Genomic DNA, 20,314 nt, shown 5'->3' with positions numbered 1-20,314 from the left:
CTGAATTGAAAACCTAAATGACTAAAATGGATCGAAAAAGTTTTTTTCAAAAAGCATGTGGCCTTGGCATGTGCTCCTGTGTTCTTCCCTCACTTTTTCACGGAAATGAACTGTTGACAAAAGAAAGTAATACCACATCCTGGAAAGAGGGATTTGTGCAGCATCGGTTTTCAAAGCTGATCGACATTCTTGATGAAACGTTGGATGAGGAAACGAAGAACGAAATTCTGGAAGATCTCGGACGGGAATGTTCAAAAAGGAGCCAGGTCGAACAATACAAAGACAATCTTCAAGGATTCTTTGAACATTTAAAAAACAGTTTGGGAGAGACGGCCACTTTTGATAAAGAGCGAGGAGTCATTCGGGTTGAAACAGCGGAACGGGAATGTTTTTGCCCCATGTTCGACAGTAAAAATGTGTCGGAATCCATTTGTCAATGTTCGGTTGGCTGGCAGACGCAAACCTATGAAACGATTTTGGGGCAAACGGTCGAAGCGAAATGCGTTGAATCGGTAATTCGGGGGAGTACAAGGTGCGTTTTTGAAATCAGATTGTCTGAGTCATAGCTGACCGAAGGATTCATTCCCTTATATTTTCTTTTGCAATTCGCTTTGGGAGAGTCAAACATCTGACACCGTTTAATAAGCATTTCTCTGAGGACAGCTCAAATTGCTTCGGGGACGTTTCACTATGCCGGTGAAACGCGAAATCTAGCCAATGGGACGCTTCCCTCAGCCAATGAAATGCGAAATCTGGCCAATGGGAGGCTTTCCCTAGCCGATGGATTCAAAAATCTGGCCAATGGAAGGCTTTCCCTTTCCTGTGGATTCAAAAATCCGGGCGATGGACACCTCCCCGGACCAATGGAACACAAAAAGCCCCGATGGAGGGGGTAACCTGCCTCGGGGCTAATAGAATCAAGGGTTTCAGATTTTTTAAGCTCTGTAATAATCGGCTAGTTTGTCTTCATTTTTCCAGAAAACATACCTGCCAAATTCACGGACAGTGCTTTCCTTCTCGGACAACAGGGTGAATGCCTGGTCACGCAACAGTTTGTTGGCGCTACTTTCGCCAGCGGCACCATTGGCCGCAGCCAGTAATTCGGACATGGTGAAAGAAGTGGTCCGGGCTTGCTCCAGACTAGTCAGATCAAAATTAATCGCGACCAGCGGTTCTGGGTACTTTTCGCCCAATACGGCCAGTTCAATCAGGTCCTGAACCATATCAGCATTGGTTTCTCCCTCGCGAATACGCATCACTTTTTTGTGCATGTTGTCATCTTTCCGGTAAGCGAACGCAAAATGGTGTAACAGCTCGTCGCGCATCGCATAGGCCGCGGGCGACTGAGCCTGCCATTCTTTTTGAGCATCCTGGCGGGCCCGGTATTCACTCATCCAGATGGCCTGGCAGTGACGCAAAGCACCCGATAAAGGCACCAGATCGTCAATGATTGTCACATCCAGACCGGCGGCCGACAGGGTGTCGCGATCTTCATTGGCATTAATGGCCAGGGTTTCTACACTTGCTGCAAAATCATCAACCGGTTGGTTGGGCAGCTTTAACTGATCCCCGGGAACGCTCTCGATGCGCTCTTTCCAGAGGAGAAAATCGTCTACAAAACTCATTGCAAATCGAATTTGTGATATCTTGCAAAAGCTCCGTCGGCCTCCTCTTCCGCTTCGGGCTTCAAATCGGGTGGTTGATGACCAGCCGACGGGCTACTTTTGCAAAACTGAGCAATAAGTTACGGAACATAATAGTATTCTCCTGCAGGCTATTTAAAGAAAGTCTAGTTTAGAACGATTATCGATAAAACGGTTCGACCGGATGCGAACCCTTGACGTCGCTTGTGGATTGCTGAACCATAAGCCACAGGAAGCTTTTAAGGCGAGCCTTTGTTCGGCGAACATGTCGGATAGCTTCTCAATTTCATGCTGCACATTAGCGTAAGTAAAACGGTAAGAATGGTGATGCCTTACGCTCTAACCTTTTTACTATTATGATTAAAAAAAAGAAATTTGGGTATAATTCCGAGCTTGCGTGCTCTATTCGAAACTGATGAATCTTTGAATTGTATGGAAAAACAAAAGCGTTGCCTGTTTTCTTCAGACCAAATAAAACGGAGGGCAGCGAAGGCTTAATTTTCTTTTCTTTCCTCAATATGGGAATAGTAATCCAAGCACATGAGCGTAAAATTCCATCAAAAGTGGTTTCTACTCCAGAATCTTTCTTTCAATATCAATACTCCCAAGTCCACGTGTTACGCGACGTCGCGGTTTCACCTGTCTGATCAAACCCCCGTTAATCGGGCATTTGACGAATTTGTGACCACTAACTGACGAATTTGTGATCAAATATTTTCAGTAGTGAAGATAGATTTGTTGTGATGAAATTTCTTAAAAACTTAAATAAAAATAGTCGAGATGGATAAAAGGTAAAAGGAGTGATCTGAACTATTAAAGGTGAGAAGTCCTCTAACAACTTCTCATTTGAAAAACAATCAAAACAAGAAAATTTAACCACTTAATCGCTTAGATTTATGAAAAAAGATCGAATGGAAGGGATTGACAGATCCCGATTCCTAAAATTTCTTAGAATTTTGAAACTTAGTACGTTTCTGTTATTCGTTTGTGGCTTTCAATCTTGGGCTACAAACTCTACCCCGGAGCAAAAACATATTCAGATTGTGTCGGCAACTGAAAGCTCCGATAATACGCAATCTGATCAGCAAAAAACGATCAAAGGTACTGTTAAAGACTCTTCTGGTGAAGCAATGCCTGGTGTTACGGTCATTGTTAAAGGCACAACCCAAGGAACAATCACCGACACGGATGGTAACTACACAATTACCAATGTTCCCAGCGGCGGAACTTTGCAATTCTCCTTTGTTGGTATGGAACAACAAGAAGTGTTGGTAGGCGAGCAATCGAGTATCGATGTAACGATGAAGGAGAGCACAATTGGAGTCGACGAAGTTGTTGTCGTTGGTTTCGGTACCCAGAAGAAAGTTAACTTGACCGGTGCCGTCGGCGTTGTCGACAGCGAAAAGCTGGAAGCACGTCCGGTACAAAATGCTTCTCAGATGTTGCAGGGTTTGGTCTCGGGTTTGAATATTAGCCAGACTGGTGGTAGCCTTGAAGATCGTCCGAATATCAATATTCGTGGTACTGCAACAATTGGTCAGGGATCGACTGGATCGCCACTTGTATTGATTGACGGTATGGAGGGTGATATCAATGCCCTTAACCCGCAGGATATCGAAAGTATTTCGGTATTGAAAGATGCTGCAGCTTCTTCGATTTACGGTTCTCGTGCACCTTTTGGGGTAATTTTGGTTACGACAAAAAAAGGTGCTGAGGGCAAAATGGTTGTGAATTACAACAATAACTTCCGTTGGAGCTCTCCAATCAACGTTCCGGATATGATGGATTCCTATACGTTTGCGACTTACTTCAACGACGCGAATATTAATAGTGGAGGTGGAGTCTTTTTTGACGATGACAGAATGCAGCGTATTCTGGATTACCAAAATGGGGTGACGAAGGATGAAACCCTTCAAAATCCGGATAACCCGCAATATTGGGGAGATGGTTATGGATGGGGACATGCAAATAATGACTGGTACGATGTGATTTACCGGGATTATTCATTCTCGCAAGAACATAACATGAGTATAAGTGGCGGAAATAAAGCCATTCAGTACTATGCTTCAGGTAACTATTTGAATCAAAGTGGTCTAATGGAGTTTAATAACGATAAGTTTAAGCGTTATACGACGACCCTTAAGTTAAAAGCACAATTGGCTGATTGGGCTACTGCCAGTATCAGCAACCGCTTTGTTCGCGAAGATTATGGAAGACCAGCTTCTTTAGGTAATAGCTTATTCCAGGACTTGGCGCGCCAAGGGTGGCCGATGCTGCCTGTTTATGATCCGAACGGATATTTGCTTTCTTCTCCGTCGCCTGCATTGGCATTGTCGGATCGTGGACGCGATACCAGCCAAAAAGACTGGTTGTACCAGCAAGGTCAGTTGGTGTTGGAACCAATTAAAGACTGGTTGATCACCGGCGAGATCAATTACCGTACTGAGAACGATTTCCGTCACTGGGATTCGCAGCAAACTTATAACCATGATGTGGATGGTAACCCGGTTCTGTACGATAGTGGTTCGTTGGTTCATGAAGAAGGATTCCGCGAAAACTATTTGAATACCAATATATATACCGAATACACCAAAGAAGTTGGTGACGGGCATAATTTCAAAGCGCTTCTTGGTTTTCAGCAAGAGCTGTTAAAAAGACGTTTCTTGTCAGCAGAGCGGGATGGTATTATGGTTCCATCGATTCCAACTATCAACACAACTTCCGGAACCGACGCAAGCGGCGAAGTAACTCCCCCTGTGGTTGCAGGAGACTATAACCACTGGTCAACACAAGGTTTCTTTGGCCGTTTGAATTACAATTATAAAGAACGTTATTTGCTCGAAGTGAATATGCGTTACGACGGAACATCGCGATTCCGTTCAGACAAGCGCTGGAACTGGTTCCCTTCTGTTTCCGGTGGTTGGAATATTGCTCGTGAGCCATTCTGGGAATCAATAGAACCCATCATCGGAACCATGAAATTGCGTGGATCTTATGGTGAATTGGGGAATCAAAATACGCAGAACTGGTACCCGACCTATGTAACGATGCCTGTTGGTACCTCAAGCGGCAGTTGGTTGGTCAATGGCGTGCAACCGAATACTGCTTCAGCTCCCGGACTAGTAAGTCAATCACTGACTTGGGAACGCGTAAAGAGCTGGGATGTCGGTTTAGATATGTCTTTTATCCGCAACAAGTTATCAGTGTCGTTTGATTATTATACCCGCTATACGAACGATATGGTTGGGCCCGCACCAGAGTTGCCTGTTATTTTGGGTAACAACGTACCGGCAGTTAACAATACTGACTTGAAAACCTATGGTTTTGAATTCGATGTAACTTGGAAAGATCGGTTAAGCAATGGGCTTGGCTATAGTGTTCATGTATTGCTCTCTGATGCGCAAACCGAAATCACAAAATATCCGAATCCGACAGGAAGATTGGATACCTATGTTCAAGGGCGCAAACTCGGTGAGATTTGGGGGTATGAAACTATTGATATTGCCAGATATGCCGGTGAAATGGAAGCTCACCTAGCATCGTTGCCTAACGGTGGTCAGGATGCTTTGGGTAGCCAATGGGAGCAGGGAGATATTATGTACCGTGATTTGAACGGTGACGGAAAAATTGACAACGGAGCGAACACCGTTAACGATCATGGAGACATGAGAGTGATCGGAAATAGTACGGCTCGTTTCCCATTCTCTGTAGATTTAGCTGCCGACTGGAAAGGTTTCGATATCCGTGCTTTCTTCCAGGGAGTTTTGAAGAGTGATTACTACATCAATAGCTACTATTTCTGGGGTGCCTGGGACTGGGGCATTTGGTGGTCATCCGGTTTAACTCAGCACGAAGATTATTACCGTGCGGATCCGAACCACCCGCTGGGACAAAATATCGACGCTTACTATCCTCGTCCTCTGTTCAATGGTAAAAACCATCAGGCACAAACCGGTTACCTGCAGGATGCCTCATACATCCGCTTGAAAAACTTACAGATTGGTTATACCATTCCTAAGTCGGTGACAAGTAGAATGGGAATCGAAAAACTGCGGGTTTATGTATCCGGCGAAAATGTTTGGACGGGTACTAAGATGACTAAAATCTTCGACCCGGAGACAATCTTCAATCCGGATAGATGGACAGGAACCAACTACCCTTTAAACAGAACTCTTTCTTTGGGTTTAAGCGTTAATTTTTAAAACTGAATAGCGATGAAAAAACAATATAATCTATTACTAGTATTAATCTTGGGAGGACTGGTGTTTTTCACTTCCTGTGAAGACAATTTCCTGGACAGAGAACCTCTTTCAAGTATTACTCCCGAACAATACCTCCAGGATGAGTCCCAATTGGCAGCCTATTCGATTGAACGCTACGGAACTTTGCCAACACACGGACAGTGGTCATTTGGTACATTTGGTATCGACGCCAATACCGATAACCAGGCAAGCCTGGGATATGACAACAAATATGTACCGGGCCAATGGAAAGTTGGACAATCCGGCGGTGACTGGAATTTCTGGAACATCAATCAATGTAACTATTTTCTGCAGACTGTATTGCCACGCTGGGAAGCTGGTGAAATAACAGGAAGCACAGATAAAATTGATCACTACATCGGCGAGATGTATTTCTTCAGAGCTTGGGAATATTTCCAAAAAGTTCAAACGATCGGCGATTGCCCAATCGTGAAAAAAGTTTTGAAGGATGATCAGGTAGAACTGACAGAAGCCAGTAAACGGGCACCCCGGTCTGAAGTGGTTCGCTTTATCGTTTCGGATCTGGATTCGGCAATTACCTTGATGATGAGTACTTCTCCTGATGGTGCACAAAACCGGCTAAATAAAGCCTGTGCTCAATTGCTGAAATCTCGGGTTACGCTTTACGAAGCTACCTGGTTGAAATATTTCAAGGGTACTGCTTTTGTGCCGAATGGAACAAACTGGCCTGGTGCTACAAAAGAATACAACCAAGGATACCAATACCAGGCTGGAAGTATTGACGGTGAGATTGAGTGGTTGTTAGATGAATCAATGGAAGCTGCGGCGGCAGTTGCTGATAGCTACCCATTGGTGAGTAACAATGGTGTGTTACAACAAACCGTTTCAGATGCAAATAACCCTTATTTCGATATGTTTAGTGCGGTTGATATGTCCGGATACGACGAAGTTTTATTGTGGAGACAATATGACAAAGGTTTGGAAATTACCCACAACGTACCTGTATATGCGCAACGTGGAAATGACGGTGTTGGTTTGACTCGCGGAATGATTGAAAGCTTCGTAATGGCAAATGGTTTACCGATTTATGCTACCGGTTCCGGATACCAGGGAGATGACTATATTGAGGATGTTAGAACAGATCGCGACGGCAGGCTATGGTTGTTCCTGAAACAGCCCGATCAGGTAAATGTGTTGTACGAGTCGGTCGAAGGAACACATGCTACGCCAATTGAACCAATACCCGCGATCACCAATACCAACCCGGAACAGGGGTACAGTACAGGCTATGTGATCCGCAAAGGGTTGAACTACGATGCAGCTCTATGTGCAAACGGTGGCGGTTACTCGGGAGCTATTGTTTTCAGAGCAACTGAAGCTTATTTGAACTACATGGAAGCCTGCTATGAGAAAAACGGTTCGCTGGATAGCAAGGCTACTGCTTACTGGACAGCCGTCAGAATTAGGGCAGGAGTAGATGCAGATTTTCAAAATACGATTGCAAACACCGATATGCAAGAAGAGGCTAAAGGAGACTGGGGGGCTTATTCTGCAGGTCAACTGGTCGACGAGACTTTGTACAACATTCGCCGCGAGCGTCGTTGCGAATTAATGGCGGAAGGCCTTCGCTGGATGGACTTGAAACGCTGGAGAGCTTTGGATCAGATGATTGATGAACCTTATCATATTGAAGGCTTCAAGCTTTGGGGACCGATGCTCGAATGGTACGATGAGTCGAAATTGACTTATGGTACAGCGACTTCGAATGTTTCCGACCCCTCGGTTAGTGATTATTTGAGACCTTATGAGAAAACCGGTAAAGAATTGGTTTACGGCGGTTATCGTTGGACCATGGCACACTACCTGAGTCCGATCGCTACGCAGCACTTTTTGATTACTTCTGAGGGCGGTGATACTTCAACCTCCCCGATTTATCAGAACCCGGGATGGTCTATTGAAGCCAATACGGCTCCAACGGATTTATAAAAAGGCAGTTTGTTGTTGAATAAACTAAATCAAATAAAATGAAGCAATTTAAAAGATATAATACGGGACTGTTAGCAATAACACTGTTACTTTCCCTCTTTTTCGGGTGTAAGGATGAAGAGACCTTTGCACCGGTTAACCCTAAGGCTGCATTTACCTATGAGGTAAGCAGCGAAAATCCTTATGAAGTAGCATTTGTGAGCACAATTACTGACCGCGATTCATTACGCTGGGATTTTGGCGATGGCGGGACTTCGACGCTGGCACACCCTACGCATATTTATGACGAGGTCGGTGCTTATGCCTTAACATTGACTGCTTTTGGTGAAGTTGGTTCTACGCCAACAGTGGTAGATACAACCATTACAATTGAAGTATTTGATCCGACAGGTGATTTTTCTTATTCGGCAAGTACTGATGACCCGCAACAAATTAAATTTACGGCAAGCACAAGCTATGCAAAATCATTGGTGTGGGATTTCGGTGATGGAAAAACGTCAACAGATAAAACGCCCACTCACAGTTATGCAGACATGGGTAGCTATACAGTTACATTAGCCATAACCGGTTTTGAAGGGACAACTCCTGCGATGGTCACGAAAACAGTGGCAGTTGGTGAAGTTCTCGACAAATTAGAGGGGACAATCATTGGTCACGAAGGGTCCTGGGATGGCGTAAACGGTCTCATCGAATCTGCATTTGACGGAGATTTGTCAACGATTGTAGATGCTCGGGACGGAGATGGCGGATACGTTGGTTATGACTTCGGCGAAGGTAATAAAGCACAAATTAAATTGGTTAAATATGCTCCGAGAGATGGCTTTTTAGATCGCGTGGTTGGCGCTGAAATTCGCGGATCAAACGATCTGGACTATCTGACGAATTATGAAGTACTTTATACCATAAGTGAAGAAGTACCGGCTGGAGCGCTGTCCGAAGCAGCAGTAACGGCTACCGGCAGTTACAGGTATGTTTACTTTTATTCAGCTCCTGGTGGGTACTGTAACGTCGCAGAGTTGGAATTCTATGGCGAAATGAATCCGTTTGATCCAGGAGTGATTGATATGACCAACTGGGCTGAGGTGGTGAACGTGCAAGGAATCACTGTAGATATTACAGCCAGTACAATCAGTTTTTCCGGTGGAGCAAATGATTGGCCAGGAACGGCTATTTATCAGGAAGTGACTGTAGAGGCAGGCACCTATAAGCTTAGCGGAAATTTGACGATTGACGAGATTAACGACAATACCTGGTGTGAGCTTTTCTTCAGTACAGATGCACCACAGCAAGGGGTTGATTACTCGTCGAATGGTGGATCAATGACTCAAAACGGAGGTCTGCAGGTTCAGTACAGTACCTGGAATGGTAGCCCGAAGACGACAGGCACCTATGATTTTTCAAGTGTTGATAATGGAGGTATGAACACTGCTGGCGCATTCCCTGCAGACGGAATCTACACCTTTGACGCTCCGGCAACATTCTATATTGTGATTAAGAGTGGTGCGCAGCAAGCTTATGACTTTACCTTGAATAAATTGTCTTTTGCTAAGATAGATTAATGAAACTTTAGAATCAGTCGGAGAATCTTTTGTCCGGCTGGTTCCTAAAATGCAAATAGTTAGATCATCATTAGTTGTAGCAGAAAGTAGGTGCTCCGAGGAGCGCCGCTTTCAACTGCAGTTTTTAAGAGATGATTACCTAATAACACGATTAGCCAGATTAGTTTAAACTTTTCAAAAACTTTAACATGAATAATTTCAAAAACTATAAATGGAGAATGTTAGCGTTTGTGCTGCTACTCTCTTCTTTTGTCGCTTGTAATGATGACGATGATGAAACAGCCATGAATCCGACCTCCGATTTCTCGGCAGAAATGAATGACCTGGATGTAACTTTTACCAGTGCTACCCAATATGCGGTTTCGTTAGCCTGGGATTTTGGTGATGGTGAAAGCTCTACTGCTGTTAACCCAACGCACACCTACGCCGCAGTAGGTGATTATAGTGTTACTTTGAAAGCGATAGGGGCAGTTGGAGCTGACTCTTCGATGGTTACGAAAACAATTTCAGTAGCCCAAATCAATCCAACAGCCTCTTTTACCTCTGAAGTCGATAATCGCACAATAACATTCACAAACACCTCTGAAAGGGCTGTCTCTTTCGCTTGGGACTTTGGGGATGGCGAAACATCGACAGATGAAAATCCAGTTCACACCTATGCTGATGCTGGAGAATATACCGTGACACTGACAACAACCGGCGTTGACGGATCTACACCAGCATCGGTTTCTCAAAATGTGGCAGCAGCGGTAGCTGTGTTTGTACCTGTAACCGTTGAAAATGGAGATTTCGAACTTCCGGGAACAGGAAGATTGAAAAACTGGGATGATATACCGGGCTGGAATAGCGATGTTCCCTCAGAAGATTCGGGAGTAGAGAACAGAGCTGACATTACTGAAGGTGGCTCTTATGTTGGAGTTATCCGCAATGTTGATGGACCAGTATGGAATCTTACTGATCACGTGATTGTTGAAGGAGAACAAATTAAACTGACAGCTGATATGGCCGATATTTGGGACTCTCCAAAATTTATCGTAACCATTTACTATAATACAGGCGATGGGGTTAGACAAGTGCTGGAAACCCAAACTTTCGACGTGGTTGCGAGCCAGGCTAACACGATCGAGTTGACTACTACGGCAACAGCTGAATCTGTTGGAGCAAGACTTGGAGTTGAGTTACACAACGAGTCAAGCAATGTAACTAACTGGGGATGGTTAGCCGTTGACAATGTGAAATTATTTGTGAAGTAAATTCACCTTTTCTCGATCATATAATTAAGGCGCAGGCTGCAAGGTTTGCGCTTTTTTTTTTAACCTGTCGTTAGCGTAAAATAAAATTTGAACTGTTTGAAGCTGGTTTTTTAACCTTGGTTTAGCTCCCAAAATGGCACAAATGTATTATTCATTTGCGCCGATGGGTGATTCAAGTGGTATTGTGCGATTTGACGAATTTGTGATAGGTAGCTGACGACTTTGTTCTCCGAAAAGATAGATTGGCTTGCTACATTTGTTGTGCAAGAACCTATGATATTTAATTGTTTCGGTAGCATAAGTTTGATGGCCGAAAAAATTATTTAAACGAATATGAAAAAAACAAAGTACTTTCTTGTTGTTGTTTTAACTGGTTTAACACTTTGGGCGAATGCCCAGTCCTTTGTTTGGACAAGCAGTACACAGCGTGATGAGTGGAACCAATCGGAAGGCAAATTGCAGAAGAGCACTTCAGCGACTCCGGATTTGGAGGTGAACGGCGACGAAGATCTTTTAACCTTCAAGGCCTGGGGAACCTGTTTTAACGAGCGGGGATGGGACGCCTTGAACATGCTTTCCCGTAAACAGCAGGAAACCATCCTGGGGCAGTTGTTTTCACCCGATGGCGATCTCCGTTTTTCGATTGGTCGTTTTTCGATGAATGCCAATGATTATGCCCGCGATTGGTATAGTTGTGACGAAGTAAACGGTGATTTTCAGTTGAAGTATTTTAACATTGATCGCGATAAAACAACCTTGATTCCTTTCATTAAAGCAGCTCAGGAAAAGAACCCGGATCTAACTTTCTGGATTTCGCCCTGGTCGCCACCATCTTGGATGAAAATCAATCACTACTATTCGGTGGTAAGCAACGCTGAGTTCAATAAGCTGGATCCGAAACTGGATTATCTGCTTTTTGAAAATAGCGAAAAGACTTACGAGAACCTGTTTCCGAGGAAATTAGCCGTTAATGACTATTTTATTCAGGATTCTCGGTATCTGAAAACGTATGCAAATTATTTCTCTAAGTTCATTTCGGCTTACCAGGAAGAAGGCATTCCAATCAAGATGGTGATGTTCCAAAACGAACCCTGGAGTTACACACCGTATCCCGGTTGTGCCTGGACACCGGAAGGAATTATTCGCTTTAATGCCGAATATTTGGCACCGACTTTAAAGGAACAACACCCGGATGTTGATCTGTATTTTGGGACAATCAATACAAACCATTACGAGGTGATCGACGAAGTTCTTTCTGACCCGCGTATGCCTGAAACTTTTAAAGGCGTGGGATTTCAATGGGAGGGAGGACAGATTCTGCCCCGTCTTCGCGAAAAGTATCCGAACTACAAATATGTCCAGACTGAAAGCGAATGTGGCTGGGGCTCATTTGATTGGGGAGCTGCTGAGCATACCTTCAATCTCATCAACCATTACCTCGGGAATGGTTGCGAAGAATACACATTCTGGAATGCGATTTTATACGATGACGGTGTCAGTGGTTGGGGCTGGAAGCAAAATGCCTTAATCCGCGTGGACTCCAAAGCAAAAACAGCTACTTATACACCTGAGTATTTTGCTGTGAAACATTACACTCGCTTTCTGACACCGGGAAGTAAAATCATGGCTTTTAAAGGTGGAAACGAAGATAAGTTCCCCGTGATGATTGTAAAGAATCCACAGGGACAGTACCTGGTGTTTGCAGGCAACTTTAACAACGATAGTAAGGAAGTGACTGTAAAATTGGGAGAACGTTTTCTGAACGTTACGCTAAAGCCTCATTCCTTGAATACCTTTCAATTGAATTAATGACTGCAGCTAAGATGACAGTTTGCGAATAAAACTCCAGTACTATTTCTTTGAAGAAATAGCACATTACCTATAACACAAATTAGTTTAGTTAGATTTGATTTTTACCCCGGGAGTGGATTTCCATTTTCGGGGTATTTTTTTGCGTGTATTATGTGTCGGTTTGAAAGTCGTGAAACGATAGGATAGTACAAGCTGTACGATTGGGTAAAATAGTCTGCTTTTAGAGCGAATTAGTGATGATTTATGCCAAATGACAACTAATACCCGGTTGCTGAATTAATCGTTTTGAAACTTCATTTTACGATCTTTTCAGAAATGGTTTGGTAACTCGTCACTATTTTGACAATATATAATCCGCGTTTTAAGGGGGCTTTTATGGCTTGCCTGTTCTCTCCGGCACCCCCACTGGACTTTTCCCTGATAAGTAGTTTGCCATTTAGATCATAGACGGAAATGTCAATGTCTGATTTGTTCTGCAAATAGATTTCCGAGATGATCTTATCGTTGGCCAGGTAAATTTTGGATGCGGCGTCGATTGATTCCTGCGAGATTGCTGTTGGTACGGATACCTCATACATCTCCCAGTTATCGATATAGCCGCTTCCTGAATTAAAGTAAACGCCTTGCATATTTTCCAGGTTTTCGCCGGTTGTAAATATAAAATCAATATCCTGCCATTCTTCAGTGCTTGTTGCTTCATGATAAATAGCTGATGAATCGACATCCCATCCATAAACACCGATACCTACCGAGTACATGTTTGGTACTAAATCAGAGTCGTCAACAAGCATCGCTTTAGCGATTTTTACAGCATCGATCAATCCTTTCTCCTGGGTAGCCAGGTCTCCCAAATTCGTAATTTCTTCTTTTTGATTGATGCCATAGGGCCAGAAATGTTGGGAATCTCCGTAGATATTACTTCCGGAAAGCGACTGCGCCAATTTATTGGCCTCTGCTCCTGTCCAGGCTCCGTTAACCATCAAATTATGCCACTCATCGCTTGTTCCCGAACCGAAATAATGATCCATTTCGTGAATAGCCGTTCCTACCCACATGTATCGCTGATTAGGGCCAAAACCAATGCTGCCGTAATAGTCAGCCTGAGCGGTGGAAATACCTGCATTGTAATAGACATTTATATGGGCATCAAAAGGGGTATATTGGTTGAAATACCAGCAAGCACTGTCCATTGCAGTTTTAATCATGTCATAAGCTGTAGGATTTGACGTTGAGTCGATAGCCAATGTGTAAGTTACGTTGCCCGGATTTTTCTTATAGACCATTGCTTTTATCCGGTAGGTCGTATTGGGCTTCATTACGCCGGTCAGGTCTTTTTCGATCGATCCTGATCCGCTAACCTTGCCACTACTTACGCCACAATAAGCATATCGGGGATCTGTATTAATACTTCTTGTTCCCGATCCGCTGAAACTAGCCAAATCGCTTAAATATGGATCGGATATCAGGTTAACTGCGTCCTGATAGAGTGGGATAAAACAGTCTTCATTTTTAGAAGCAGTAACTGAAATTATTTTTGTAAACGAACCGCTGGTCAAGACAATATCACCGTTAATCGCAGAAGTCCCATCGTAACTAATATTTACGGTTATTTCAGATGCATCAGCAGGCTGGACATCCTGATCAACGGTAATTCCCGGCGGAGTTGTAATCAGGATAGATTCTGTTAAGCCCACACCCGTAATTTTGAAGGATGTTGAATTGATGAATTCATCGACTGATATCTCAGAAACAGAGGTTGAAATGCCGGGTAAAGCGTACAGTTCCCAGTTATCGATATAGCCAATAAGCCCCGATGCTAGCCCGCAATTATTAAAGAAGGCAACTCCCGGTGAAGGCGAAGGACCCGTTGTAAAGGTAGCATCAAAATCTTCCCAATTACCCAACGTGTTCGGCACGGTAATGTTATAGTCATCATTAATACCACCTACATTGGCATTTTGCACTCCCATGTTAAATGTACCATCCATCGTTTTGATCTTTGCATGGAAACGATAGCTTGTGTTGGGTAACCATGTGATATTCTTCGTTCCAACTGACCCACCATCCGGCCAACAGGAAGCTTTACCGGTAATTTTAACACAACGACTCCCGCAGTAAACATCTGCCCCTGATGCCAGCTTTACGTTTCCCCAGAAATCAGTGATCGAGTTCATAAAAGGGTCGGGAATCAAGTTTTGTAAATTGGAATAGAGTGGCGAAAAACAAGCTGTGTTCGGCGCAGCCTTTATGGGGATATTCATTATTGTGCTTCCACTAGTCAGAATAATCTCTCCGTTTATTTCGGTGGATCCATTATAACTAACCGTAATGGCTGCATTGGATACGTCGGCAGCAAGCGTTGCAGCAGAAAGAGTAATTCCGGCGGGTGCTTCCAGCGTTATATCATCAGTAAGGTTCGAACCGGTAACGGTAAATTCATCCGTCGTGTTAATTTCATCGAAGGACAAGGACGATTTGGAAACATCAATAGAAGTTGATGATTCTGCTCCCTGCTGGTATAAAAAAAGAACCTCATCAGCAGAAAGCACTTTGTTATAAATGCTGTATTTGTGGACGATTCCTTTCCATGTCGGATCATTTGTATATCCGCTTTTACATAGAAACGCTTTTGCCGTACTTATCCCGGAAAGCGTATTTGCTTCAACTAACGGGGTAGATCCAACATTAACACCATCAACGTACAGTGTAACAGTTGTTGCTTTAGTAACACTCACCAAGTGATGCAATTGTCCGTCGTCGATGGCTCCTCCGGTGCTATTTACGACCGTTTCAGTAGTCCAGGGATCAGTTGTGTTCCCGGTTGAAATAGCTACGCGGCAGTTTCCCCCATTGGAAGGACTTGTATAGATGTAATTCGCACCAAGTGATCCGTCTAAATCAGCATCACCGAAATAACTTAGCATGGTATTTCCCGGGTTCATGTCTGCAGCCGATTTAAACCAAAGCTCGGTCGTCAATGAAGAATAATTATTAATGCCTAAGTCTGCAGCGGGAAAAGATAAATAACCTCCTTCTGATGTATTTAAAGATTTGTTGGTGATTGTAGCACCTCCAATTAATGTACCATTTCTGTTCCCGATTAGGTCTGTTGCAAATCCATTATCGAATGTCCATTGATGAGTCAGGTTTGCAGTTCCGGGATCAGATTGAGCCGAGCTTGTAAGAGTAGGAAGCAAGGTAAGTGCAATGAGCAGGTAGAAGTAAATTTTTTTCATGGGGCTAGGAGTGGTACAAGGTTTATTTGGAATTGAATTAGACAATTGCAGCTCCTGAACGGATGTCTCAGGTCTATTTTACAATTATTCAAAAAGCCTTTCGTTGGGCTTATTTTTATCCAATAAAGTTAGTTTGATATAAATAACACAATGTCACAAATTCGTCATTCTTACATCAACGAATCGTCAGAGGTTATTAAAGAATCCCCCCGCGGGCTAAATGAACTTGCAGTCTCAGTTGCTTCTAACGGATAGTATGAATTTGTTTGAAAAATAGGAATAAGAGAACCTGATCCCTTCTTGAATTTCGGTTTAAGCTTGCATAATGAGCGGCAATTCGACAATTTTATTTGCCAGTGTAAGCATCCTCTAAACCTAATTAACACAGGCCCGATTATGTATTTTCAGAGGCTATTTTCTTCAGGTATTCACTAGGCGTCTCGCCAAACTCTTCTTTAAAACATTTTCTGAAATAGTTACTGCTACTCATGCCAATCATGTACGAAACTTCCGAGATTGAATATCGACCGGTTAATAATAATTCTTCCGCTTTTCGTATTCGGATCGTCCGGATGTACTCGTTGACCGTTTGCTCGGTAAGTGCTTTTACTTTACGGTACAGCGAAGAATGGCTCATAGCCATTCGTGCAGCCAAAAAGTTTACGTCCAAATCGGCCGAATCCAGATTGTCTTCAATTAACTTAGCAATTGTCTCTATAAATTCCCTGTCTACGTTGTTGAGTGACTCGTCCATAAAGGATTTTTTATCAACCGATTCCTTAAACTGCTCGGCTATCTTTTTCCGTATTTCCAGCAGGTTTGTGATCCGGCTTCGCAACAATTTGGCCGTAAATGGTTTGGTAATGTATGATTCGGCGCCTAGTTCGTACCCGGTTGTTTTATCATCAATCGAATCTTTAGCTGTTAACAGAATAACCGGAATGTGGCTAGTTCGGATATCAGCTTTTAGTTTGCCCATTAATTCGAAACCATCCATCTCGGGCATCATCACATCCGAAACGATCAAATCGGGAGTGTGCTCTCGAGCTTTTTCCAAGCCGCTTACACCATTAAAGGCTGTAATGACTTTGTAATAGTCAGTTAATGATTCGACGATGTAACGGTTGATATCTTTGTTGTCCTCAACAACCAGGATGATTTGATTCGATTTTTGTGCTGGCTCGTTTGCTTGTTGTGGCATTTCTGGCGGCTTTTCGTCTGCAGCAATCCCTTCGATTACCAGTTGTTCTTCTGCAATTTCGCGACGTTTGCCAATGATTTCATGAAGCGCATCCGGATATTCATTTTCTTTGGATAGAATCAGGTGGAAAGTCGTACCGCGTCCAGGTTCACTTTCAACTTTGATTTCTGCTTCGTGTAAGGCAACCAGGTTTTTTACCAGTGCCAGACCAATGCCCGTACCGGAACGTTGGGCACTCTTTTTTTCCTGGTAGTAGCGGTCAAAAATTCTCGGTAAGGCTTCTGGTTGAATTCCAATGCCGGAATCTTCTACCGTGATTTCAGTGAACTCGTTTCCATTTTCCTTAAAGTTTCGCAGGGCGATATTGATCAAGCCAGATTCCGTAAATTTCCTCGCGTTCGAAATAAGATTGTCCATAATGATGGTAACCACTTCTGGGTCGAAGTACATGTTGTAATCACCCTTAGCAATATCGACATCGATTGTCAATTGTTTATTGTTGTTAAAGTCTTGGTATTTCTGTCCAATTTCGAGTACAAATTGATCGAGCATACCTTGCGAAACGGTTAATTGTTTGTTCTGGGTTTCAGTTTTGCGAAACTCCATCAATTGGTTGATCAGGTTCAACAAGCGTTTCGTACTTTTCTGGATTGCCGTTAGTTTTCCCGTTTGTCGGCTGTCAAGATTTGTGTCGGTAATCAGATCTTCCAACGGACCTAAAATCAGCGTTAACGGCGTTCTTAATTCGTGAGCGATGTTGGTGAAGAATCGCAGTCTTTCGGTATGGAGCTCCTGATCCTTAAGGTGATTATTTTTTTCAAGAATCAGCGAATTTTCTAGTTCGAGTCGGTTTTTATAAAAACGCAGGATGAGCCAAATAATAATGATAATTATGTGTGCATATATTGTTTTCGCCCACCAACTTAGCCAAAAAGGAGGATGGATGTATATATTCCAGGACGATATTAAATCGGAACCTTCCTGGTTTCTGATGCGTGATTTTATTTTGAACCGATAACTTCCGTAAGGAATATTTCTGAATGTTACAGAATGGCTATCATCTGCATTGTACCAACGTTCTTCGAGTCCATCCAATTGATAGCTGTACTCTACAAGATCGGTGAGGACATAGTCGAGCACATTGAATGAGATTTTAAAGGTATTCTGCTCATGTGATAATTCGATATTCGGTGTAACCTGGATCGAACTCTCCTGATCAGATAGTTCCAGCCTTTTGTTGTATACTTTAAAGTCGGTTAAAACGACCGAAGGCAAGGTCAACTGAGAAGGAAGTCGCTTCGGATCGAAAAAGCAGAGGCCGTTTTGGGATCCAAACATGATCCAGTCGTTGTTAAAGTTTAGGACAGAACCAGCCATAAAAGCACCTATCGGAATTTCATCGTAATGCTTATGGAGGTAATTGTAAAATTGCTTTGTTTGTTGGTCGTAGCATAAAATGCCACTTGTTGTGCTGCACCAAAGCTTACCCGAAAAGTCTTCGGTAATGGCCCGAATATGGGAGTCCGCTAGTTGACTATTGTCGCTGTAAACCGTAAAATTTGTAGGATCTTCATTATTGAAGTGTATTAGTCCCTCTCCGGAGCCTGCCCAAACATTTCCGGCCTGATCACAGTAGAGCGCATCGATCATGTTGGAAGGCAAGCCGGTGCTTGTGTTAAAATTGCGAATCAATTCTAACCGTTCGTTATAAACTGAGATACCTGCACCAAAATAACCGACCCATACCTGTCCGTTTGCAGTGTTACAAATACTTCGGACGAAATCATCATTTAATCCCGAGTTTTCTTGAGTAAAGGCTGCTATTTCTTTCGTGTTCGGATCGTATCGGAAAAGACGGTTTGAACCACCAATCAAGATTCGCCCTTGAGAGTCTTCCGAGAAACATCTGACATCGCCAATGTTTTCAATCGGAAAGGCTTCTACTTTTGTCGAATTGCTTTTTCGGATGGATACACCTCCGGCCCAGGTTCCGAACCAGAGATTATTTCTTGAATCACGGAAGGCTGCCAGAACAGCATTGTCTGTGAGTCCCGAATTAGATTTGTTTATCGATCTGATCTTTTCACCGTTTTCGAATATATCAATTCCGCCACCGTCAGTTCCCACCCAAATGCGGCCCTTTTCATCGCTGCAAATACCGCACGCTACGGCATTGGACAATCTGTTGGTAACTTCCGGGTTTGGGGAATAAGTCCAATTACTAAAAAAGGGGGCTTGATGACTAATCACGTTGATCCCTCCGCCGTAAGTGCCGATCCAGATATTCTCAAAGCGATCCTCAAAAATACGTCGTACTGTTTTGTTTGACAGGGAATTGATATTGTAGCCCGGAGTGATGTTGATGAATTGTGTTTCCTCCGAGGTTATTGAAACAAATTTAGTTGTGTTTAAAATGCTTATGCCTCCGTTTTCAGTTCCAAACCAAAGCTGGCCGTCTTTGGTCTGGGTGATGCTGAATATGAAGTTTGAAAGCAATGAATTATCGTCTCCTGCTTTATGTCTAAAGACGGTGAATTTTTCGGTTTTTTTGTTGAATAAAGCTAATCCTCCGTCGGTCCCTAACCAGATATTAGAATCCCGGTCGATAAAAATATCGTTGACTTTATTGCCGGGTAAACTGGTTGGGTCTCCCGGTATGTTTTGAAAATTTTTTATTTTACGGGTTGTCCGATCGAAAATACTAAATCCGTTGTTTTCGTGCCCGATACAAATTGTTCCATTAAGCTCTTCGGCGATTGTCCAAATGGTATTGCTTGCTAAACCGGGAAGCGTGCTTTGATTATAGCGGGTGAATTGCTCTGTTTTCTTGTCTAAATAAGCAAAGCCATTTCGGTAGGTAGTGATCCACAAGTTACCGTCCCGGGAATTGGTGATGTTTGTGACATCGTTGGTCGGAAGGCTGGTTGAATCTGAAGGATCGTTTCTGTAATGTTTGAATTCACCGGTCTCACAATCGAACGAATTTAGACCTTCCCGTTGCGTTGCCAACCAAATTTTATTTTCATATTGATCGGCATAAACGGCATTCTGTTCGTTAGCACTGACTGAATTTGATGAATCTGAGTTCCCCTTTTTATAAACCATGAAACTTTCGCCATCAAACCGGTTTAGGCCTGATTCGGTTGCAAACCATAAAAATCCTTCCTTATCCTGGGTAATTCCCGTGATAAAGCTATTGGACAAACCATCCTCAATACCAATTTTTTTGATTTGACGAAACTGGGCTTGTAAACTCAGGCTAAGCGATAGGAAAATACAAAGCAAAAAAGATTTCATAGCAAATAGGTTCTCTTCGCAAAAATAGTAATATCTGGCTAAAATATCAGGTTTGACGAATTTGTATACCCCTTGTGATTGATTTGTAGTTGGTGCTTATCTCT

Annotated in this window: 9 protein-coding genes; 6 read left to right on the top strand and 3 right to left on the bottom strand. The window is 43.2% G+C overall.

Annotated elements, in window-relative coordinates:
* Positions 1-26 precede the first annotated feature (26 nt).
* Positions 27-566 (top strand): hypothetical protein, encoded by a 540-nt coding sequence (locus GJV22_RS00575; protein WP_163707228.1) that lies wholly within the window; start codon positions 27-29, stop codon positions 564-566.
* 369 nt (positions 567-935) lie between these two features.
* Here the strand turns inward: GJV22_RS00575 and GJV22_RS00570 are convergent, their stop codons facing one another.
* Complete coding sequence (locus GJV22_RS00570; protein ID WP_163707225.1) at positions 936-1,625, bottom strand: hypothetical protein; 690 nt, start codon at positions 1,623-1,625, stop codon at positions 936-938.
* A 974-nt stretch (positions 1,626-2,599) separates the two neighbouring features.
* Between GJV22_RS00570 and GJV22_RS00565 the strand changes: the two genes are divergently transcribed.
* From GJV22_RS00565 to GJV22_RS00545, 5 genes are all read left to right on the top strand, one after another.
* Positions 2,600-5,845: a SusC/RagA family TonB-linked outer membrane protein gene (locus tag GJV22_RS00565; protein ID WP_205461702.1), complete on the top strand. Its 3,246-nt coding sequence runs from the start codon at positions 2,600-2,602 to the stop codon at positions 5,843-5,845.
* A 12-nt stretch (positions 5,846-5,857) separates the two neighbouring features.
* Positions 5,858-7,852, top strand: coding sequence for a RagB/SusD family nutrient uptake outer membrane protein (locus GJV22_RS00560; RefSeq protein ID WP_163707222.1), 1,995 nt, complete (start codon positions 5,858-5,860; stop codon positions 7,850-7,852).
* Positions 7,853-7,890: 38 nt separating this feature from the next.
* A complete protein-coding gene (locus GJV22_RS00555) occupies positions 7,891-9,411 on the top strand; it encodes a PKD domain-containing protein (RefSeq protein WP_163707219.1) in 1,521 nt (506 codons plus the stop codon).
* 188 nt (positions 9,412-9,599) lie between these two features.
* Positions 9,600-10,664, top strand: a complete 1,065-nt coding sequence (locus GJV22_RS00550) for a PKD domain-containing protein (RefSeq protein WP_163707216.1) — start codon at positions 9,600-9,602, stop codon at positions 10,662-10,664.
* Between the two features lie 333 nt (positions 10,665-10,997).
* Complete coding sequence (locus GJV22_RS00545; RefSeq protein ID WP_163707213.1) at positions 10,998-12,473, top strand: glycoside hydrolase family 30 protein; 1,476 nt, start codon at positions 10,998-11,000, stop codon at positions 12,471-12,473.
* Positions 12,474-12,769: 296 nt separating this feature from the next.
* Here GJV22_RS00545 and GJV22_RS00540 read toward each other — a convergent pair whose 3' ends face one another.
* Together GJV22_RS00540 and GJV22_RS00535 are read right to left on the bottom strand one after the other, a co-directional pair.
* Entirely contained in the window at positions 12,770-15,712 is a 2,943-nt protein-coding gene (locus tag GJV22_RS00540) for a LamG-like jellyroll fold domain-containing protein (protein ID WP_163707210.1), read from the bottom strand.
* A gap of 394 nt (positions 15,713-16,106) precedes the next feature.
* Positions 16,107-20,210, bottom strand: a complete 4,104-nt coding sequence (locus GJV22_RS00535; RefSeq protein ID WP_163707208.1) for a two-component regulator propeller domain-containing protein — start codon at positions 20,208-20,210, stop codon at positions 16,107-16,109.
* Between the last annotated feature and the right edge of the window lie 104 nt (positions 20,211-20,314).

Origin of the sequence: Mangrovibacterium lignilyticum, assembly GCF_010882175.1 — a bacterium.
Classification (GTDB): domain Bacteria; phylum Bacteroidota; class Bacteroidia; order Bacteroidales; family Prolixibacteraceae; genus Mangrovibacterium; species Mangrovibacterium lignilyticum.
This window is presented reverse-complemented; position numbering and strand designations above follow the sequence as displayed.